The 17566-nt window shown below is 68.4% G+C and carries 12 protein-coding genes, 1 tRNA gene and 1 other RNA gene; 11 read left to right on the top strand and 3 right to left on the bottom strand.

All coding sequences use genetic code 11. The features are described from left to right. Nucleotides 1-142 precede the first annotated feature (142 nt). From CRT60_RS26115 to CRT60_RS26100, 4 genes are all read left to right on the top strand, one after another. On the top strand, nucleotides 143-841 hold the full coding sequence (locus CRT60_RS26115; RefSeq protein ID WP_098739441.1) for a molecular chaperone DnaJ: 699 nt from the start codon (nucleotides 143-145) through the stop codon (nucleotides 839-841). Nucleotides 842-903: 62 nt separating this feature from the next. Beyond that, nucleotides 904-1233 carry a ferredoxin family 2Fe-2S iron-sulfur cluster binding protein gene (locus CRT60_RS26110; protein WP_098739440.1) on the top strand — a complete coding sequence of 110 codons (330 nt, stop codon included), beginning with the start codon at nucleotides 904-906 and terminating at the stop codon, nucleotides 1231-1233. Nucleotides 1234-1362: 129 nt separating this feature from the next. Further along, a complete protein-coding gene (gene mnmA / locus CRT60_RS26105; protein ID WP_098739439.1) occupies nucleotides 1363-2550 on the top strand; it encodes a tRNA 2-thiouridine(34) synthase MnmA in 1188 nt (395 codons plus the stop codon). A gap of 168 nt (nucleotides 2551-2718) precedes the next feature. Continuing rightward, nucleotides 2719-2793 (top strand) — tRNA-Met (locus CRT60_RS26100). A 114-nt stretch (nucleotides 2794-2907) separates the two neighbouring features. Here CRT60_RS26100 and CRT60_RS26095 read toward each other — a convergent pair. After that, nucleotides 2908-3822, bottom strand: coding sequence for a GGDEF domain-containing protein (locus CRT60_RS26095; RefSeq protein WP_098739438.1), 915 nt, complete (start codon nucleotides 3820-3822; stop codon nucleotides 2908-2910). 255 nt (nucleotides 3823-4077) lie between these two features. On the opposite strand from CRT60_RS26095, the gene CRT60_RS26090 reads away from it, so the two are divergent. Beyond that, entirely contained in the window at nucleotides 4078-6024 is a 1947-nt protein-coding gene (locus tag CRT60_RS26090) for a sigma-54-dependent Fis family transcriptional regulator (RefSeq protein WP_098739437.1), read from the top strand. 45 nt (nucleotides 6025-6069) lie between these two features. Here CRT60_RS26090 and CRT60_RS26085 read toward each other — a convergent pair whose 3' ends face one another. Then, complete coding sequence (locus CRT60_RS26085; RefSeq protein WP_098739436.1) at nucleotides 6070-9738, bottom strand: hydantoinase B/oxoprolinase family protein; 3669 nt, start codon at nucleotides 9736-9738, stop codon at nucleotides 6070-6072. 166 nt (nucleotides 9739-9904) lie between these two features. Then, a complete protein-coding gene (locus CRT60_RS26080) occupies nucleotides 9905-10489 on the bottom strand; it encodes a GNAT family N-acetyltransferase (RefSeq protein WP_098739435.1) in 585 nt (194 codons plus the stop codon). A 287-nt stretch (nucleotides 10490-10776) separates the two neighbouring features. Between CRT60_RS26080 and CRT60_RS26075 the strand changes: the two genes are divergently transcribed. The 6 genes from CRT60_RS26075 to rnpB all read left to right on the top strand — a co-directional run bounded on the left by CRT60_RS26075 (nucleotide 10777) and on the right by rnpB (nucleotide 16847). Then, on the top strand, nucleotides 10777-11559 hold the full coding sequence (locus CRT60_RS26075) for a TerB family tellurite resistance protein (protein ID WP_098739434.1): 783 nt from the start codon (nucleotides 10777-10779) through the stop codon (nucleotides 11557-11559). A 130-nt stretch (nucleotides 11560-11689) separates the two neighbouring features. Continuing rightward, nucleotides 11690-12844: a hypothetical protein gene (locus tag CRT60_RS26070; RefSeq protein WP_098739433.1), complete on the top strand. Its 1155-nt coding sequence runs from the start codon at nucleotides 11690-11692 to the stop codon at nucleotides 12842-12844. Nucleotides 12845-12973: 129 nt separating this feature from the next. After that, on the top strand, nucleotides 12974-14809 hold the full coding sequence (locus tag CRT60_RS26065; RefSeq protein WP_098739432.1) for an ATP-binding cassette domain-containing protein: 1836 nt from the start codon (nucleotides 12974-12976) through the stop codon (nucleotides 14807-14809). Beyond that, the gene (locus CRT60_RS26060) at nucleotides 14806-15684 is read left to right on the top strand and encodes a DMT family transporter (protein ID WP_098739431.1); all 879 of its coding nucleotides are present in this window, start codon (nucleotides 14806-14808) and stop codon (nucleotides 15682-15684) included. The genes CRT60_RS26065 and CRT60_RS26060 overlap by 4 nt, the downstream gene beginning before the upstream one ends. A gap of 7 nt (nucleotides 15685-15691) precedes the next feature. Next, on the top strand, nucleotides 15692-16384 hold the full coding sequence (locus CRT60_RS26055) for an N-acetylmuramoyl-L-alanine amidase (RefSeq protein WP_098739430.1): 693 nt from the start codon (nucleotides 15692-15694) through the stop codon (nucleotides 16382-16384). Nucleotides 16385-16445: 61 nt separating this feature from the next. Beyond that, nucleotides 16446-16847: RNase P RNA component class A (gene rnpB / locus CRT60_RS26050), an RNA gene on the top strand. Nucleotides 16848-17566: the final 719 nt, after the last annotated feature.

Here is a 17566-nt window from a genome sequence, read left to right as displayed (position 1 = left end):
CGCATTGCGCCGGATGCGGCTTATCGGTATGACCGCCGCGGAAGGCGGCCTTCGTGACAGCGGCCTTCGTGACGACAGGGGCCTCATGTCGGGTAAACCATCCCATCGGCCGAGCCTCTCGGCGTTTTGACGGACTGCGCGCATGACCAGCTCCAAATCCGGCCCGCCCAAATCCGGTCCGCCCGGCAACAGCAGCGGCGGCATTTCCGGAACCATCGCCGGCGATCTGGAGCCCTGCGGCATCTGTGGCCGCTCGGTGGCGCCACGCGCCCTGTTCTGCCATGCCTGCGGCGCGGTACAGCCGCCGCGGCCGCTCGACCCCTTCACCCGGCTGGGGCTGGAGCGCCGCTTCGACATCGATCTGGAGCAGCTGTCGAAGCAGCATGCCGGCTTCACCCGCGCCATGGCCCCGGAGCGCTTCGCCGCCCGCGGCCCGCGCCAACAGGCCAACGCCAAGGCCCAGGTCGAGGCGTTGCGCGACGCCTATGAGGTGCTGCGCGACCCCATCCGCCGCGCCCATGCGCTGCTGGAGCTGATCGGCGGCACACCGGCCGATGGCGACGAGGACGGCGACGAGGAGATCGCCGACCTCGCGGCCCGGCTGGCCCGTGCCAACGACGTGCTGGAGCTGGACCGCATCGGGCTGGACCTCAACCAGCGGGTCGAGGCCTGCATCAAGTATCTCGCTCCCGCCTTCCGTAAGGCGCAGGCGGCGTCGACACCCGACAGCCCGCCGGCCGCCGACGGTGCGTCCCGCATCCTGGCCAGGCTGGAACGGCTGGAGGCGCTGGCCGCCGAGGTGCGCGACCGCCGTGCCGCGCGGACGACCCCGCGGCGGTGATTCACAGTTTTCTTACAATCGCCCTTTAAATCGCTAGGCAACCGTAAAAGAACGAGGACCCCATGCCCAAGATGACCTTCATCGAGACCGACGGCACCCGCCGCGAGGTGGAAGCCCCGCTCGGCCTGTCCGTGCTGGAGATCGCGCACAAGAACAGCCTGGATCTGGAAGGCGCCTGCGAGGGCTCGCTGGCCTGCTCCACCTGCCATGTCGTGATCGAGCCGGAGTGGTTCGACGTCCTGCCGGATGCGCAGGAGGATGAGGAGGACATGCTGGACCTCGCCTTCGGCCTGACCAAGACCTCGCGCCTGGGCTGCCAGATCATCATGACCGAAGAGCTGGACGGCCTTGTCGTCCGCCTGCCGGGCGGCAGCAACAACGCGATGAAGTAAGCGTTCGGGGGAACCCTGTTCCGGCCGCCGGGACGGCGCCGCGCGCTGCGGCACCCGGCGGCCGCTTGTATTTACTCTGCTGCGCATTCCTGCCTTTTCCGGGCGCCTGCCCGCCTTATATAGGGCGCCATGAACTCCCTCGGTCTTTCCAAGCGCCCCCAGGACACCCGCGTCGTCGTCGCGATGTCCGGTGGGGTGGATTCCTCCGTCACCGCGGCCGTGCTGCGAGAGGAGGGCTATGACGTCGTCGGCATCACGCTGCAGCTTTACGACCACGGCCTCGCCCTGCAGAAGCCGGGCGCCTGCTGTGCCGGCCAGGACATCTACGACGCCCGTCAGGTCGCCGACCGCATCGGCATCCCGCATTACGTCCTGGATTACGAGGGCCGCTTCAGCCAGGACGTGATGGATGATTTCGCCGACAGCTATCTGCGCGGCGAAACGCCGATCCCCTGCGTGCGCTGCAACCAGCGCGTCAAGTTCCGCGACCTGCTGAACACCGCCCGCGACCTGGGCGCCGACGCGCTCGCCACCGGCCATTATGTCCGCCGCATCGCCGGCCCGCAGGGCGCCGAACTGCACCGCGCCGTCGACCCCGCCAAGGACCAGAGCTATTTCCTGTTCGCCACCACGCGCGTGCAGTTGGAGTTCCTGCGCTTCCCGCTGGGCGGCCTGACCAAGCCGGAAACCCGCGCGCTGGCCGAACGCCACGGTCTGGAGGTGGCGGCCAAGCCCGACAGCCAGGACATCTGCTTCGTTCCCAACGGCAATTATGCCGAGGTGGTGGCGAAGCTGCGCCCCGGCTCCGTCGAGCCCGGCGACATCGTCCATGTCGATGGCCGCGTTCTTGGCCGTCACAAGGGGGTCGTCCACTACACGGTCGGTCAGCGCAAGGGGCTGGGTATCGGCGGCATCCGCGGCCAGGAGGAGGAGGCGCTCTACGTCGTCCGCCTGGAGCCGGCCCGCCGCCGCGTCGTCGTCGGCCCTCGCCGCGACCTCGCCCGCTCGCTGGTGATGGTGCGCGACGTGAACTGGCTGGGCCCCGATATGGCCCCAAATATGGCCGATGGCACCGGGATCGAGGTGTCGGTGAAGCTCCGCTCCGCCCAGCCGGCCGCCCCTGCCCTGTGGCGCGCCGGCCCGGACGGCACTGCGCAGGTCGAACTGCTGGAACCCCAGCACGGCATCGCCCCGGGCCAGGCCTGCGTCGTCTACCAGGGCGACCGCGTGCTGGGCGGCGGCTGGATTTCCGCCACCGCCGGCGGCGTGGGCGAGGATGCGGCCAAGCTTGTGGGAGCGGGGGAAACGGTGGCCTGAATCAGGGGGTTATGCGACTTTCCGCCGGTCGGCCAAAAAAAATCGCACCCCCCGAAAATTCCACGTTGACAGGCCAAGTCGCCCTATCCTATATAGCGGCTCCCGGCGGCAACGACGGGACACGATGGTAGCCACGGCGGCGGAAACGCCAACAACGGCGAACACGATGGCAGCGTAGCTCAGTGGTAGAGCAGGGGAATCATAATCCCTTGGTCGGGGGTTCAAATCCCTCCGCTGCTACCATCATAGAGAACCCCCTGGTTTTCGGAAGGAAGCCAGGGGGTTTTTCTTTGCGGACTCTCAGCTTGACGCAGCGTGGACTGCGGATCGGCAACTTCGGGGAACCGGTGGCTTCCCCTACCCCTGCATCGACCTCGGCAGTGCGATCTGCGGTTCGACCTCCACACGGTTGCGGCCGGCGTTCTTGGCGCGGTAGAGGGCGGCGTCGGCACGGGCCAGCAGGGGTTCGACACCGGTGTCGCTGCCGGTCAGCCAGCTAAGCCCCAGGCTGACGGTCAGGAACAGCTCTCCGCCGTCCTCCCGCTTCACCGGCTGGGCGGCGATCGCCTGGCGCAGGCGCTGGGCGGCGGCGAAGGCGTTCACGGGCGGGGTTTCCGGCATCACCACGGCGAACTCCTCGCCACCCAGCCGGCCGATCAGATCGCAGGCGCGCAAGCTGTCCTTGCAGGCGCGCACCGTGCTGCGGATCGCCTCGTCACCGGTGGCGTGGCCATAGCTGTCGTTGACCCGCTTGAAATGGTCGATGTCCAGCATCACCACCGACAGCGGGCGCTCGTATCGTCGCGAGCGGGTAAACTCTTCAGCCCCCCTCTCCAGGAAGCGGCGGCGGTTCATGGCGCCGGTCAGGGCATCGGTGGTCGCCAGCCGCTCCAGGTCGCGCTGCATCGCCACGACGCGCGAGGCCGCCAGCAGGCGCGCCGCCGTCCATTTCCAGTCCAAAGGTTTTCGCAGGAACTCGTCGGCGCCGGCCTCCACCAGTTCGTGGAACTGGTCGGTCATGCTGCCGGGGATCATCAGGATCAGGTAGAGGTGACGGAGCCCCTGGGCCGTGCGCAGGTGCCAGCACAGCTCCAGCCCCGTCATGTCGTCCAGACGGATGTCGGCCATCACCACATCGAACCGCTCGTTCGCCACCGCCTCGATGGCGGCGGCGCCGTTGTTGACCACGCTGGTGGCGTAGCCGAGCTTGTTCAGCTCGTACACCATCATGGTCAGGTGGCGCGGTGAATCGTCGACGATCAGAATCCGCAAATCGAAAGCCCCCGGCGATCCCTGCCCGTTTATGGAGCATGCGACCTTACTTGTGCAAATGTCCTTAACGTCATGCCATGGCAGGATAACCAAAAGCAGAGGTCATACGCCGGCATGCCAAGGCAATGGGCGGCGGCCAGCCGGTGGAACGGTCTGATGCTTTTGCACATGTTGCCTATCGGGCCGGCCGGTTGATATTGTCCGTCCCAATATGTTCGCGGAACAAACGGACGATTGAGTGCGGGAGGCACGACCATGGACAGCGCGCGCGCGGCCCACATCGATGAACTCGTCCGTGTCTCCACCGGCCGTATCTCTGCTGGCTTGCGGTCCGCGCGCGATCCGATCATCGAAAACTCGTGGCGGCGTTGCGTCGCCGACCACAAGCTGGACCCCACCGTCGGGCGGGAGCCGCACATCCTGCCGCAGGAACGGCTGCGCGAGCATCGCGACGCGATGGACGAGTTCCTGCGCATGGCCCGCTTCGGGCTGGAGGCGCTGTACCGGCAGGTCGCCGGCATGGGCTATGTCCTGCTGCTGACCGACAGCAACGGCGTCACGGTGGACTTCATCGGCGACCCGACCTTCGACAACCATCTGCGCCGGGCCGGGCTGTATCTCGGGTCGGACTGGAACGAGGGGCATGCCGGCACCTGCGCGGTCGGCACCTGCATCGCCACCGCCCAGGCGCTGACCGTGCACCAGACCGACCATTTCGACTCCACCCACATCCCGCTGACCTGCACCGCGGCCCCCGTCTTCGACAGCGGAGGCGAATTGGCCGCCGTGCTGGACATCTCCGCCCTGCACTCGCCGGAGCCGAAGATCAGCCAGTATCTGGCGCTGCAGATGGTGCGCGCCTATGTCCACAAGATCGAAACCGCCAATCTCTACAACAACTTCCGCCGCGACTGGGTGCTGAAACTGTCGGCATCGCAGGAGTTCGCGGAGGTCGACCCCGACTTCGTCCTGGCGCTGGACGCCGGCGGGCGTGTGGTCGGCTTCAACCACAAGGCCCACGATTTGCTGGCAGAGGACGGGGCATCACCGCTCGGCCGCTCCTTCGCCGAACTGTTCGACTGCGAGGTGGACGATCTGGTCCATTTCGTCCGCTCGCTGCCGACCGAGCAGCGCACGCTGCGCCTGCGCCGCACCGGACTGCCGCTGTTCGCCCAGGCGATGCCGCCCCCCGCGGTGTCGCTGCCGCGCAGCCACACGCCGGACCATGGCGGCGACCCGCTGCCGGAGTCGCTGCGCGTTGTGTCCGGCGGCGATCCGGCACTGAAGGCGGTGCTGACACGGGCGGCCAAGCTGGTCAACACCCGCATGAGCCTGCTGATCCACGGCGAGACGGGCACCGGCAAGGAGCATCTCGCCAAGGCCCTGCACAAGGCCAGCATCCGCCGCAACAAGCCCTTCGTCGCCGTCAATTGCGCAGCCCTGCCGGAGAACCTGATCGAAAGCGAGCTGTTCGGCTACGAGCCCGGCTCCTTCACCGGAGCGACGGCGCGCGGCAAGAAGGGGCTGATCCTGGAAGCCGACGGCGGCACCCTGTTCCTGGACGAGATCGGCGACATGCCGCTGTCGTCGCAGACCCGGCTGCTGCGCGTGCTGGCCGAGCGCGAGGTGACGCCGATCGGCCGGACCAAGGCGGTGTCGGTGGATGTCCGCGTCATCGGCGCCACCCACCGCGATCTGGTGGAACTGGTCAAGGCCGGACAGTTCCGCGACGATTTGTACTTTCGTCTCAACGGCGCGGTGTTCACCGTGCCGCCCCTGCGCCAGCGCGGCGACCTGGACTGGCTGATCGAACGGCTGCTGGCCGAGCGGGCGGAGCGCGACGGCATCGGCTACCGCCTGACCCCGGCGGCGCTGGCGGCCCTGCGCGGCCATGGCTGGCCGGGCAATGTGCGGGAACTGGTGAATGCGCTGGACTATGCCTGCGCGGTCGGCGACGGCGGGCTGATCGACCTCGGCGACATTCCGGAGCCGGTGCAGCACAGCGGCCTGTTCCGGGCCTGGCCCGAGGAAGAAGCGCGGACGGTGGCGACGGACGAGGACCCGGCCGCCCGGCTGCGCGAGACGCTGCGGCGCCACCATTGGAACATATCGGCGACGGCGCGCGCGATGGGGGTCGACCGCTCGACCGTCCATCGGCAGATGCACCGCTTCGGCATCGTGGCGCCGCACCGGGCGGAGTGAAGGGGCGCGGCGAGGACCTGTCTCGGCCGCCCCCAACTTTTCCCTTTACCCCGCGGCCCCGTACCCGCCGCCGCCCGGCGTTTCCACCACCAGGGCGTCGCCCGGCCGCATTGCGGCGCTGTCCTGGGAGGCCAGTTCCTGCACGCTGCCGTCGGTGCGCTGGACCCAGGTCCGGCCGACGGCACCGTCGGCACCGCCCTTCAGGCCGAAGGGGGCGATCTTGCGGTGGTTGGCGAGGATGGCGGCGGTCATCGGCTCCAGGAAGCGCAGGCGGCGGATCACGCCGTCGCCGCCGCGCCAGCGCCCTGCCCCACCAGAGCCGCGACGGATGCGGAAGCTCTCCACCAGCACCGGGAAGCGCCATTCCAGCACCTCCGGATCGGTCAGGCGCGAGTTGGTCATGTGGGTCTGCACGGCGTCGGTGCCGTTGAAGCCGTTGCCGGCGCCCGACCCGCCGCAGACCGTCTCGTAATACTGATGCCACTCGTTGCCGAAGGTGGTGTTGTTCATCGTGCCCTGGGCCGACGCCATCACCCCCAGCGCGCCGAACAGGGCGTCGACGATGCATTGGCTGGTCTCGACATTGCCGGCGACCACCGCGGCGGGCGGATTGGGCGACAGCATCGAGCCCGGCGGAATGACGATCTCGATGGGGCGCAGGCAACCCTCGTTCATCGGGATTTCGTCGTCCACCAGACAGCGGAAGACATAGAGCACCGCCGCCCGGCAGACCGCCGACGGGGCGTTGAAATTGTTGGTCAGCTGGGTGCTGGTGCCGGAGAAATCGACGATGGCCGAGCGCGCGCCATGGTCGATCGACACCCGCAGCTTGATGACCGCGCCATTGTCCAGCGTCACCGCGAAGTCGCCGTCGCTCAGCACGCCGATGGCGCGGCGGACCTGCTCCTCGGCATTGTCCTGGACGTGGCGCATGTAGGCGATGACGGTGGACAGGCCGTGCAGGCGGACGACGCGGTGCAGTTCGCGGGTGCCCTGCTCGTTCGCGGCGACCTGCGCCTTGAGGTCGCCGATGTTCTGCGCCGGGTTGCGCGCCGGATGCGGGCCGGAGCGCAGAAGCTCTACCATCTCCTGCTCGCGGAACTGGCCGTTCTCGACCAGCGGCACGCAGTCCAGCAGCACGCCCTCGTCGGCGATGGTCCTGCTGTCCGGCGGCATCGAGCCGGGGGTGATGCCGCCGACGTCGGCATGGTGCCCGCGGGAAGCGACGAAGAACAGCAGCTCCTTGCCCGCCTCGTCGAACACCGGCGAGACGACGGTGATGTCCGGCAGATGAGTTCCACCGTGATAGGGGTCGTTCAGCGCGAAGCTCTCGCCGGCGGTGAAGGTGCCGCCGCGGCGCTGGATGACGGCCCGCACGCTCTCGCCCATCGATCCCAGATGGACCGGCATGTGCGGGGCGTTGGCGATCAGGCCGCCGTCGCGGTCGAACAGGGCGCAGGAGAAGTCCAGACGCTCCTTGATGTTCACCGACCGGGCGGTCTTCTCCAGCGTCACGCCCATCCGCTCGGCGATGGACATGAACAGGTTGTTGAAGACCTCCAGCGTTACCGGATCGACCTTCGCCCCGCCCTTGACCCCGGCAGCCTGACGCTGGGCCGCCGGCTCCAGCCGGCTCAGCACCAGATGGTTCTTGCGGGTGACCTCCGCCATCCAGCCGGGCTCGACCACGGTGGTGGAGACCGCTTCGGCCAGGATCGCCGGACCGACGACGCGGTTGCCGGGCTGAAGCTGACGGCGGTCGTAGAGCGGCGCCTCGCGGCGCTGGCCCGCGCTGTGAATGGCGACGGTGGCGAGCCGGCGCGGCAGCACCGCGGTGGTGGCGGGAAGCTCCGGATCCTCCAGCACGTCGGTCAGGCCGACCGCCTCCAGCGTCACCGACTCCACCTCCAGCGCGGTGCCGGGGGTGAGGAAGCCGTAGCGGCGACGGTGCGCCTCCTCGAAGGACTTGGTCATCGCCACCTTCGACCCGAAGGCGACGGTCAGGGTGGTGTCGGAGCCGGTGGCCTTCAGATGGACGCGGCGGTTGATCGCCTGCCGCCCGGCATCGACACCCTGGCGGGTCAGCTCCGCCCGCCCTTCGGTTTCCAGATCGGTGAACAGCATGGTCAGACGGTCGACCACGGCGTCGCTCAGCGGGCCTTCGACCGCGCGTTCGCGGATGGCGACGGTGTCGGCCAGCCCGATGCCGTAGGCGGAGAGCACGCCGGCCTGCGGGTGCAGGAACACCCGCGTCATGCCCAGCGCGTCGGCGACGGCGCAGACATGCTGACCCGCCGCCCCGCCGAAGCCGTTCAGCGTATAGCCGGTGACGTCATAGCCGCGCTCGACCGAGATCTTCTTGATGGCGTTCGCGATGTTGTCGACGGCGATGCGCAGGAAGCCCTCGGCGACCTCCTGCGGGGTCATCGCCGTGCCGAGCTTGGCATTGACGGTGGCGGCCAGTTCGGTGAAGCGGGCCTTCACCACCTCGGCATCCAGCGGCTGGTCGCCGTTGGGGCCGAAGACATTGGGGAAGAAGCGCGGCTGGATCTTGCCGACCATCACGTTGCAGTCGGTGACGGTCAGCGGCCCGCCGCGGCGGTAACAGGCAGGGCCGGGGTTGGCACCGGCGCTGTCCGGCCCGACGCGGAACCGGGTGCCGTCGAAGACGCAAAGCGAACCGCCGCCGGCCGCCACCGTGTGGATGTGCATCATCGGTGCGCGCACCCGTACGCCGGCCACCACCGCGTCGAAGGCGCGCTCATACTCGCCGGCATAATGCGACACGTCGGTCGAGGTGCCGCCCATGTCGAAGCCGATGACCCGGTCGAATCCGGCCATGCCGGCGGTGCGCACCGCGCCCACCACGCCGCCGGCCGGACCGGACAGGATGGCGTCCTTGCCCTGGAAGCGGCGGGCGTCGGTCAGGCCGCCGTTGGACTGCATGAACATCAGCGGCACCGGCGCGCCATCGACGCTGAGGTCGTTGGCGACCCGGTCGACGTAGCGGCGCAGCACGGGGGAGAGGTAGGCGTCGGCCACCGTGGTGTCGCCGCGGCCGACCAGCTTCATCAGCGGGCTGACCAGATGGCTGACCGACACCTGGGTGAAGCCGACCGCACGGGCCAGCGAGGCGACCTGACGCTCATGCTCCGGATAGCGGTAGCCATGCATCAGCGCGATGGCGGCGGCGCGGAAGCCCCGGCGATAGGCCTCCTCCAGTCCGCGGCGCACGGCATGCAGATCGACCGGCTTCAGCACGCGGCCATCGGCCATCACCCGTTCCGGCACCTCCACCACATGGGAATAGAGCTGGTCGGGCAGATCGATGCGGCGGGCGAAGATCTTCGGGCGGGCCTGATGCCCGATGCGCAGCTGGTCGGCCAGACCTTCGGTGATCAGCAGGACGGACGGCTCGCCCTTGCGTTCCAGCAGGGCGTTGGTGGCGACGGTGGTGCCCATCTTGACCACCTCCACCGTGTCCGGCGGGATCGGCTGGCCCGGCTTCAGCCCCAGAAGCTCTCGGATGCCCTGGACGGCGGCGTCGGCATAGCGCTCCGGATTTTCCGACAGCAGCTTGTGGGTCACGACCGACCCGTCCGGCCGGCGGCCGACGATGTCGGTGAAGGTGCCGCCGCGGTCCACCCAGAACTGCCACCGGGCCGGCGTGGTCTCCGCCGCACCGGTCACCGTCCCGTTCTTCGTCTCACCCATTGTCGCACCCGCCGAATTCCATGCGCGGCAACCGCACCGCGCGTGGGCCGGAGTTTCGCGATCCGGCAGCGAATTTCAACCGCCTGAGTGGCCCGCCCCCATCAGGAAGGACGGACGCGGCGGAAAGAACACAGGATCACAGACGACCGGCCGGCGGATATCGCCGTCAGGCAGCCATCCGCTCCCGCGGCGGGCGGGTGAACAGACGGGACTGAATGGCGTTGCCCGCCAGGATGCTGTTGAAGGCGCCGCTGCCGTCCTCCAGCGCTTCCAGGGCGATGGAGAACTGGTTGGGCGCCGGCAGCTCGAACATCGAGGTGATCTCGCCGCCATCGAGCGCCAGCCGTCCGCCGAACCGGCGGGCCAGGGCGCGCATGCGGGAGTTTTCCGCCAGACACACCATATGGACATGGCGGATGCCGCGGTTGCGGGCGACGGTCAGGATGCGGCGGACCAGCGTGCTGCCGACACCCTTGCCCTGCAATTCCGACTCGATGCTGATGCCGAATTCAGCCTGTTCGGGCCAGAGGAGGCGGTCGCCGCACAGTTCGATGGCGCCGCGCAGCACGCCGTCCTCGAACGCGCCGAGAATCACCGTCCGTCCCCAGTCGATGGCGGTGCAATGCCGCTCCACCGCCTCGTCCGACAGGGTGCCGGCGAAGCGGGCATAACGGTCCGTGCGGTCGAGGCGGAGAAGATGCGCCCGGTACTGGGGCAGCTCGGTCGGCATGATCTTGCGGATGACAGGCATGGCTCTGCTCACGGTTCTCGAAATCCGAAAACGCATTCGTGCAGAACGTTTTCCCCAGGCTCCGGCACCGCCGTCGGCAGGCACCGTCTTATCGCGAGCAGCGCTCTCTCCGGCGCCTTTTGTTGCATTGCAACATGGCGTGGCCGGCGGGATTCGCAAGCGCTTATTAGAAATTCGCGATACCAACAATGCTGGCCTGTTGCAGGGAAGCCACAGTTGGCCTGCCCTTTCCCGGCCGCTATGCTGTGCTCAAGGGGTGGGGTGGCCTGTGCACAAAAGGGCATGACATGAGCATCTGGGGCAAGATCCTGGGCGGCGCGGCCGGCCTGTTCACCGGCGGGCCGCTCGGCGCCCTGCTGGGCGGTCTGGCCGGGCATGCGGTCGATCTTTGGTCGCCCTGCGGCCCGGACGAGCAGCCGCGCCGCGGCATGAGCGATGCCGAAGCCGAAGCGGCCAAGCAGACAGTCGCCTTCACCATCGGCGTGATCGCGCTGGCCGCCAAGATGGCCCGGGCCGACGGCGTGGTGAAGCGGGTGGAGGTCGACACCTTCAAGCGGCTTTTCCGCGTCCCGCCGGAGGAGTTGGACAATGTCGGCCGGGTCTTCGACCTCGCCCGCCGCGACACCCGCGGGTTCGAGGAATACGCCCGCCAGATCGCCAAGCTGTTCGAGGACAAGCACGCGGTGCTGGAGGAGTTGCTCGACAGCCTGCTGATGATCGCCGAGGCCGATGACGAGCTGCACGAGACGGAGGTCGAGTATCTGCGCGCCGTCGCCATGATCTTCGGCTTCGACGAGGCCGATTTCCGCCGCATCGTCGCCGGTCACCATCTGGCCGGCACCCCGACGGAAACCGACCCCTATGCCGTGCTCGGCGTGGCGCGTCTGGCCGGCGACAATGCGGTCAAGGCCGCGCACCGGGCGCTGGTCCGGGAACACCATCCGGACCGGCTGATCGCCCAGGGCATGCCACAGGAATTCATCGATCTGGCGACGCAGAAACTCGCGCTGATCAACGCCGCCTACGACCGCATTCGCCGTGAACGGGAGGGTGCGGCGGCCCTGTCCTGACCCGTCGCGGGGCGTAGTCGGCCGAGTTCATTTGAAATTGTTTTCCAATGGTCTTTATCCCGTTTTCTGACGTATCGTCCCCGGCGGGGCGGGCCGCCGGTTGCCCGCGGGCTTTGGGGATGACACGACGATGCGACGCACGATCATCCGGACGGTCTTCGCCGCTATATTGGGAACGACGATTGCGACAGGGGGCATCGCCCAGGCGCAGATGGCGGCCCCGGCGATGCCCCCCGCAACAGCCGGCGATGCCACGGTGGTGCTGGGCCAGCCGCTGACGCTGAACCTGGGAACGCCGCCTGCCGGCACCGACTGCGCCACGCAGGCGGCAACGCTGAACGCGCAAGCGCTGGTCCTGGTCGCCAACGGCCAGACCATTCCCGGCGCCCGCGCCAGCTTCGCCTGCTCAGCCAAGGGCGACCTGATGGGCATCGCCTCCACCTCCATCGCCGGCAACGGCGACGACGCGGCGAAGCGGCGGGCATCCTGGCAGACCGCCTTCAGCGGCTTCTTCAGCCTCGCCGGGGCCAAGACCCTGCCGGTCGCCTTCGGCCCGGCCACCGGCGGCATGACGACCGCGCCGCAGATGGTGTCCATCCAGGGCGCCAGCAACCGCGACCTCGGGCTGGCGGCGGTGTGGTTCGCCCTGGTGGCGGCGGTGTTCCTGTTCGCCTTCTTCCGCCATTTCGGACGCACCGATGCCATCACCCCGATCGCCGGCGTGCCGATGCCGGCCAACTACCGGGCACCCTACAGCCTCGCCCGCTTCCAGCTTCTGTGGTGGAGCGGGATCGTCACCGCCTCCTACGCCGCCATCCTGACCATCACCGGATCGATGGACACCATCACCACCGGCACCATGGCGCTGATGGGGATCGTCGGCGGCACCTCGGTCCTGGCCGCCTTCCAGGACCGCCGGCCAAGCGACGACCAGACCCGGCGCCAGCAGCATGCCGCTCTCTACATCGCCGCCGCCGCGGCCACCCCGCCCGACCGGACGGCCATGGCCGCCAGCCTGGAGCAGGTCTATCCGCCCACCCAGGGGCTGCTGCCCGATCTGCTGAGCGACGCCGCCGGCTACAACATCCATCGCCTGCAATTGCTGGCCTGGACCGGGGTGCTGGGCATAACCTTCCTCTACGAGGTCACCCGCACGCTGGGCATGCCGGAACTGTCGGCCAACCTGCTGGCCCTGACCGGCATCAGCAACGGCACCTATTTCGGCTTCAAGATGCAGGAACAGCAGGTGCCGGCGCCGACCGGCATCGCCCAACTGCCGGCCTGATCCCGGCCCGACAGCGGGGGCGGTTCCACCGGGCGCAACCCGCCCAACCGTTTTTCCGGGTCGCGGTGGAGGGGGACGGCGCGCTATAACCCATCCCCTTCCCTCGATTTTCCGGCGCACGAACGGTCCATGGCTCCTCCCGCACCCATCACGGCGCTCCAGGGCGTCTCCGTCACCTTCGGCGGCCGTCCGCTGTTCGACGGCATCGACCTGTCCATCGGCCGCGGCGACCGCGCCTGTCTGGTCGGACGCAACGGGTCGGGCAAGTCGACGCTGATGAAGGTGCTGGCCGGGATGATCCAACCCGACGGCGGCACCGTGTTCGTCCAGCCGGGCGCCCGCCTCGCCTATCTGCCGCAGGAGCCGGACTTCACCGGCTGCGCCACCGTCCAGGACTATGTCGTGCAGGGACTGCCCGCCGACGAGCAGGACGAGGCGCACCGCGTCGACGCCGTGCTCGACCGGCTCCAGGTCGACGGCAACCTCGACCCGCGCACCCTGTCGGGCGGCGAATCGCGCCGCACCGCGCTGGCCCGCACGCTGGTCGGCAACCCCGACGTCATGCTGCTGGACGAGCCGACCAACCACCTCGACCTCCCCACCATCGAGTGGCTGGAAGAGGAACTGCTGTCCTTCCGCGGCGGTCTGCTGCTGATCAGCCACGACCGCGCCTTCCTGAACCGGCTCGCCAAGCGCACGCTGTGGCTCGACCGCGGTACGGTGCGCGCCACCGACCGCGGCTTCGCCGAGTTCGAGACCTGGCAGGCCGAGGTGTTCGAGTCGGAAGAGGCGGCGGCCCATAAGCTGGACCGCAAGATCGAAAGCGAGATGAAGTGGCTGCGCGAGGGCATCTCCGCCCGGCGCACCCGCAACATGGGGCGCGTCCGCAACCTGCTCGACCTGCGGGCCGGGCGTGCGGAGCAGATCAAGGGCGGCCAGCAGGCCAAGCTCGCCATCGCCGAGGCCGAGCGCGGCGGCCGGCTGGTGATCGAGGCAACCGCCGTCTCCAAGAGCTTCGATACGCCCGACGGCCGCAAGACCATCGTGAAGGACTTCTCCACCCGCATCCTGCGCGGCGACCGGGTCGGTCTGATCGGGCCGAACGGCGCCGGCAAGTCCACCCTGCTGAAGATGCTGACCGGCCAGCTCGATCCCGACGAGGGCACGGTGAAGCTGGGCACCAACCTCGACACCGCCTATTTCGACCAGCGGCGCGAGGGGCTGAACCCGGAGGACACCATCCGCAAGGTGCTCTGCCCCTTCGGCGGCGATGCGGTGGTGGTCAACGGCGTGTCGCGCCATGTCGCCGGCTACATGAAGGATTTCCTGTTCGACACCCGGCAGCTGGACAGCCCGGTCAAGGCGCTGTCGGGCGGCGAGCGCAACCGGCTGCTGCTGGCCCGGCTGTTCGCCAAGCCCAGCAACATGATGATCCTCGACGAGCCGACCAACGACCTCGACATGGACACGCTGGACCTGCTGGAGGACGTGCTGGGCGACTACCAGGGCACGCTGCTGCTGGTCAGCCACGACCGTGACTTCCTCGACCGGCTGGTGACCGCCACCATCGCGCTGGAGGGCGACGGCACCGCCACCGAATATGCCGGCGGCTATTCCGACTATCTGGTGCAGCGTCCGGCCAAGGTGGCGCCCGCCGCAGCATCCGCCACCAAGCCGAAGCCCGCCGCCCAGGCACCGGCCGCGGCGGCCAAGCCGCGCGGCAAGCTGAGCTACAAGGACCAGCGCGAGCTGGACGAGCTGCCCACCCGCATGGACAGCCTGGGGGGCGAGATCGCCAAGCTGGAGAAGGCGCTGGCCGACCCCGACCTGTTCACCCGCGACCCCGCCAAGTTCCAGAAGACCAGCGAGCAGCTGCATGCCAAGCAGGCGGCGCTGGCCACGGCGGAGGAGCGCTGGCTGGAGCTTGAGGCGATGCGCGAGGAGTTGGAAGGCGGGCGGGCATGAGTTTTGCCCACACGCTCCAGGCGCTGGTGGTGATGGCGCTGTGGGGGCTGAACTTCGTGGTGGCGAAATGGGCGCTGGCCGAATTTCCGCCGCTGTTCGTGATGGTCCTGCGCTTCGCCCTGGTGGCGGTTCTGATCATCCCCTTCTTCCGCGTGCCGCGCGACAAGCTGTGGAAGATCGCGCTGCTGTCGGTGACGCTGGGCAGCATCCATTTCCCGATGATGTTCAGCGGGCTCAACGGGATCGACGCCGCCACCGCCTCGCTGGCGGCACAGGTGCAGGTGCCCTTCTCCTCCCTGCTGGCGGCACTGGTGTTCAAGGACAAGCTGGGCTGGCGCCGCGGCATCGGCATGGCCGCCGCCTTCGCCGGCGTGGCGGTGATCGCCGGCGAGCCGCGGCTGGGCGAGTCGCTCTATTCGCTGCTGCTGATCCTGGCCGCGAGCTTCGCCTTTGCGGTGGCGAGCGTGCAGATGAAGCTGATCGGGGCGGTGAACGGTTTCGCCGTCAACGGCTGGATGGCGCTGTTCGCCATGCCGCAGCTGCTGGTCCTGTCGCTGCTGCTGGAGCATGGACAGATGGCGGCGCTGGCGAACTCGACCTGGGTCGGCTGGGCATCCATCGCTTACATGGCCGTCGCCGTCACCATCATCGCCTACGGGCTGTGGTATCCGTTGCTGGGACGCTATTCCGTCAACCAGACCATGCCCTATCTTCTGACCGTGCCGGTCTTCGGCGTCGCCAGCGGCGTGCTGCTGATGGGCGACCCGGTGACGATCAACCTCGCCATCGGCGGACTGTTGACCATCGGCGGCGTCGCGGTGATCGTGAAGCGCCGTCCGCGCACCGTCAGCGAGACCGTCACCAACCCGACCTGATGCCGACATGAGCCGCTTCCGCCGGATCGATCTCCCCTCCCCCAACCACGGCCCGCGGGCGGAGGGCACGCGGGTGGAACTGCTGATCCTGCACTACACCGGCATGCCCACCGCCGCCCATGCGCTGGAGCGGCTGTGCGACCCGGCGTCCCAGGTCAGTGCCCATTACACGGTGGACGAGGACGGCACCGTCTATGCCCATGTGCCGGAGGACCGGCGCGCCTGGCACGCCGGCCGGTCGAGCTGGCGCGGGACGGAGGACGTCAACAGCCGCTCCATCGGGGTTGAGATCGTCAATCCCGGTCACGAGTTCGGCTACCGGCCCTTCCCGCCGGTGCAGATGGCCGCGGTCGCCGAGCTTTGCCTGGGCATCGTCGCACGGCACGGCATCGCCGCCGCCGACGTGCTGGGCCACAGCGACGTGGCCCCCGCCCGCAAGGAGGATCCGGGCGAGCTGTTCGATTGGCCGGGCCTTGCCGTCCGGGGACTCGGGCTCTGGCCCACACCGTCCCGGTCAGACGACGGCCCTGCCGACACAGTGGAGATCGCCGCACTGCTGGGACGCTATGGGTACGACCCGGCCGAGCCGAGGGCGCTGCTGGCCTTCCAGCGCCACTTCCATCCCGATTGCCTGACCGGCCTTCCCGACCCCGAGACGGTACGGCGCCTGCGCGCGCTGCTGCGGTTGACGGGACGGTAACGGTCGGCATCCGCGATTTGGGGTTTGCCCCCACGGCCGCTTCCCTATATGAACGACCGCGCCAGATGGCCGGATGGCCGCCTTCGGTTTCGACCGGGGGAGGAAAGTCCGGGCTCCACGGAAACACGGTGCCGGCTAACGGCCGGCGGGGGCAACCCTAGGGAAAGTGCCACAGAAAGCAAACCGCCGGCGTTTCGACGCAGGTAAGGGTGAAAGGGTGCGGTAAGAGCGCACCGCGGACCCGGCAACGGGGACGGCACGGTAAACCCCACCGGGAGCAAGACCGAATAGGAGCGGCCCGACCACTGTCCCCGCAACGGGACGGGCGTGGGTCAAGCGCGTTTCCGCGCCGTCGCTCGGGTTGGTCGCGCGAGGCGTCCGGGCAACCGGCGTCCCAGACGAATGGCCATCGCCTGCCCCTCGGGGCGGGATACAGAACCCGGCTTACAGGCCATCTGGCACTTTCCTCTCTCTTTTGCCCAGCCCGTCCCAAATCGGCTCCCCCATCGGGGCTGCCGATCCCATGGCGCCCCATGGCGGCACCCGTTTGCTCTCGCCCCGCCCCTTTCAACGGGCGGGCATGGGACGGCGTGGGCTGGAGACAGATGGCAAAGGAGCGGTTTCCGATGTCATCCACAGGGCGGATGCGACCGCCACTCCCCCGGCACCCCGCAGTCCGCCGGGCTTTTCCGCCGCCATCCCCAGGATGTGCACGGCCCCATCCACATTTTCCCCAGACTAATCCACAGCCGGTGGATAACTGTGGGGCGATTTCCCATGCTGTCCCATGCCGGACCGGGGTTTCCCACCCAAGGTCCTATGCCGTCCGAAGGGGTCGATTCGACAGTCCGACAAACCATGCGTATGCAGCATTTTCTTAAAATTTTGGAACGTTCGAAGAACGTATGTGGATAACTTTATCCACACAGCGAGAGTCCAGCGGAATACTGCGAAGATTCTGAGATTTCGTACACCAACTTGCCCGGATGCCACAGCATGACCCAAAAGTCTTGACACCCCCGTCTGAATACTCGGGGGAGCGTTGACGCCCATGCCGTCCCATGCTATCCCAAGAATGCCCATTTAAGGGGGGCTCTTACCCATTCTGGTTAACACCGGGTGCGGGAGCTGAATGGGCCAAGCGGGGCTAGCGCGGAGCACCCGACCGCGCACGGGGGATAG

The organism is Azospirillum palustre, from assembly GCF_002573965.1.
Taxonomy (GTDB): Bacteria; Pseudomonadota; Alphaproteobacteria; order Azospirillales; family Azospirillaceae; genus Azospirillum; species Azospirillum palustre.
This window is presented reverse-complemented; position numbering and strand designations above follow the sequence as displayed.

Excerpts from the sequence above, each read along its gene's own strand:
- CRT60_RS26115 (WP_098739441.1), top strand. The coding sequence starts at position 143 with ATGACCAGCTCCAAATCCGGCCCGCCCAAATCCGGTCCGCCCGGCAAC.
- CRT60_RS26110 (WP_098739440.1), top strand. The coding sequence starts at position 904 with ATGCCCAAGATGACCTTCATCGAGACCGACGGCACCCGCCGCGAGGTG.
- mnmA (WP_098739439.1), top strand. The coding sequence starts at position 1,363 with ATGAACTCCCTCGGTCTTTCCAAGCGCCCCCAGGACACCCGCGTCGTC.
- CRT60_RS26090 (WP_098739437.1), top strand. The coding sequence starts at position 4,078 with ATGGACAGCGCGCGCGCGGCCCACATCGATGAACTCGTCCGTGTCTCC.
- CRT60_RS26085 (WP_098739436.1), bottom strand. The coding sequence starts at position 9,738 with ATGGGTGAGACGAAGAACGGGACGGTGACCGGTGCGGCGGAGACCACG.
- CRT60_RS26080 (WP_098739435.1), bottom strand. The coding sequence starts at position 10,489 with ATGCCTGTCATCCGCAAGATCATGCCGACCGAGCTGCCCCAGTACCGG.
- CRT60_RS26075 (WP_098739434.1), top strand. The coding sequence starts at position 10,777 with ATGAGCATCTGGGGCAAGATCCTGGGCGGCGCGGCCGGCCTGTTCACC.
- CRT60_RS26070 (WP_098739433.1), top strand. The coding sequence starts at position 11,690 with ATGCGACGCACGATCATCCGGACGGTCTTCGCCGCTATATTGGGAACG.
- CRT60_RS26065 (WP_098739432.1), top strand. The coding sequence starts at position 12,974 with ATGGCTCCTCCCGCACCCATCACGGCGCTCCAGGGCGTCTCCGTCACC.
- CRT60_RS26060 (WP_098739431.1), top strand. The coding sequence starts at position 14,806 with ATGAGTTTTGCCCACACGCTCCAGGCGCTGGTGGTGATGGCGCTGTGG.
- CRT60_RS26055 (WP_098739430.1), top strand. The coding sequence starts at position 15,692 with ATGAGCCGCTTCCGCCGGATCGATCTCCCCTCCCCCAACCACGGCCCG.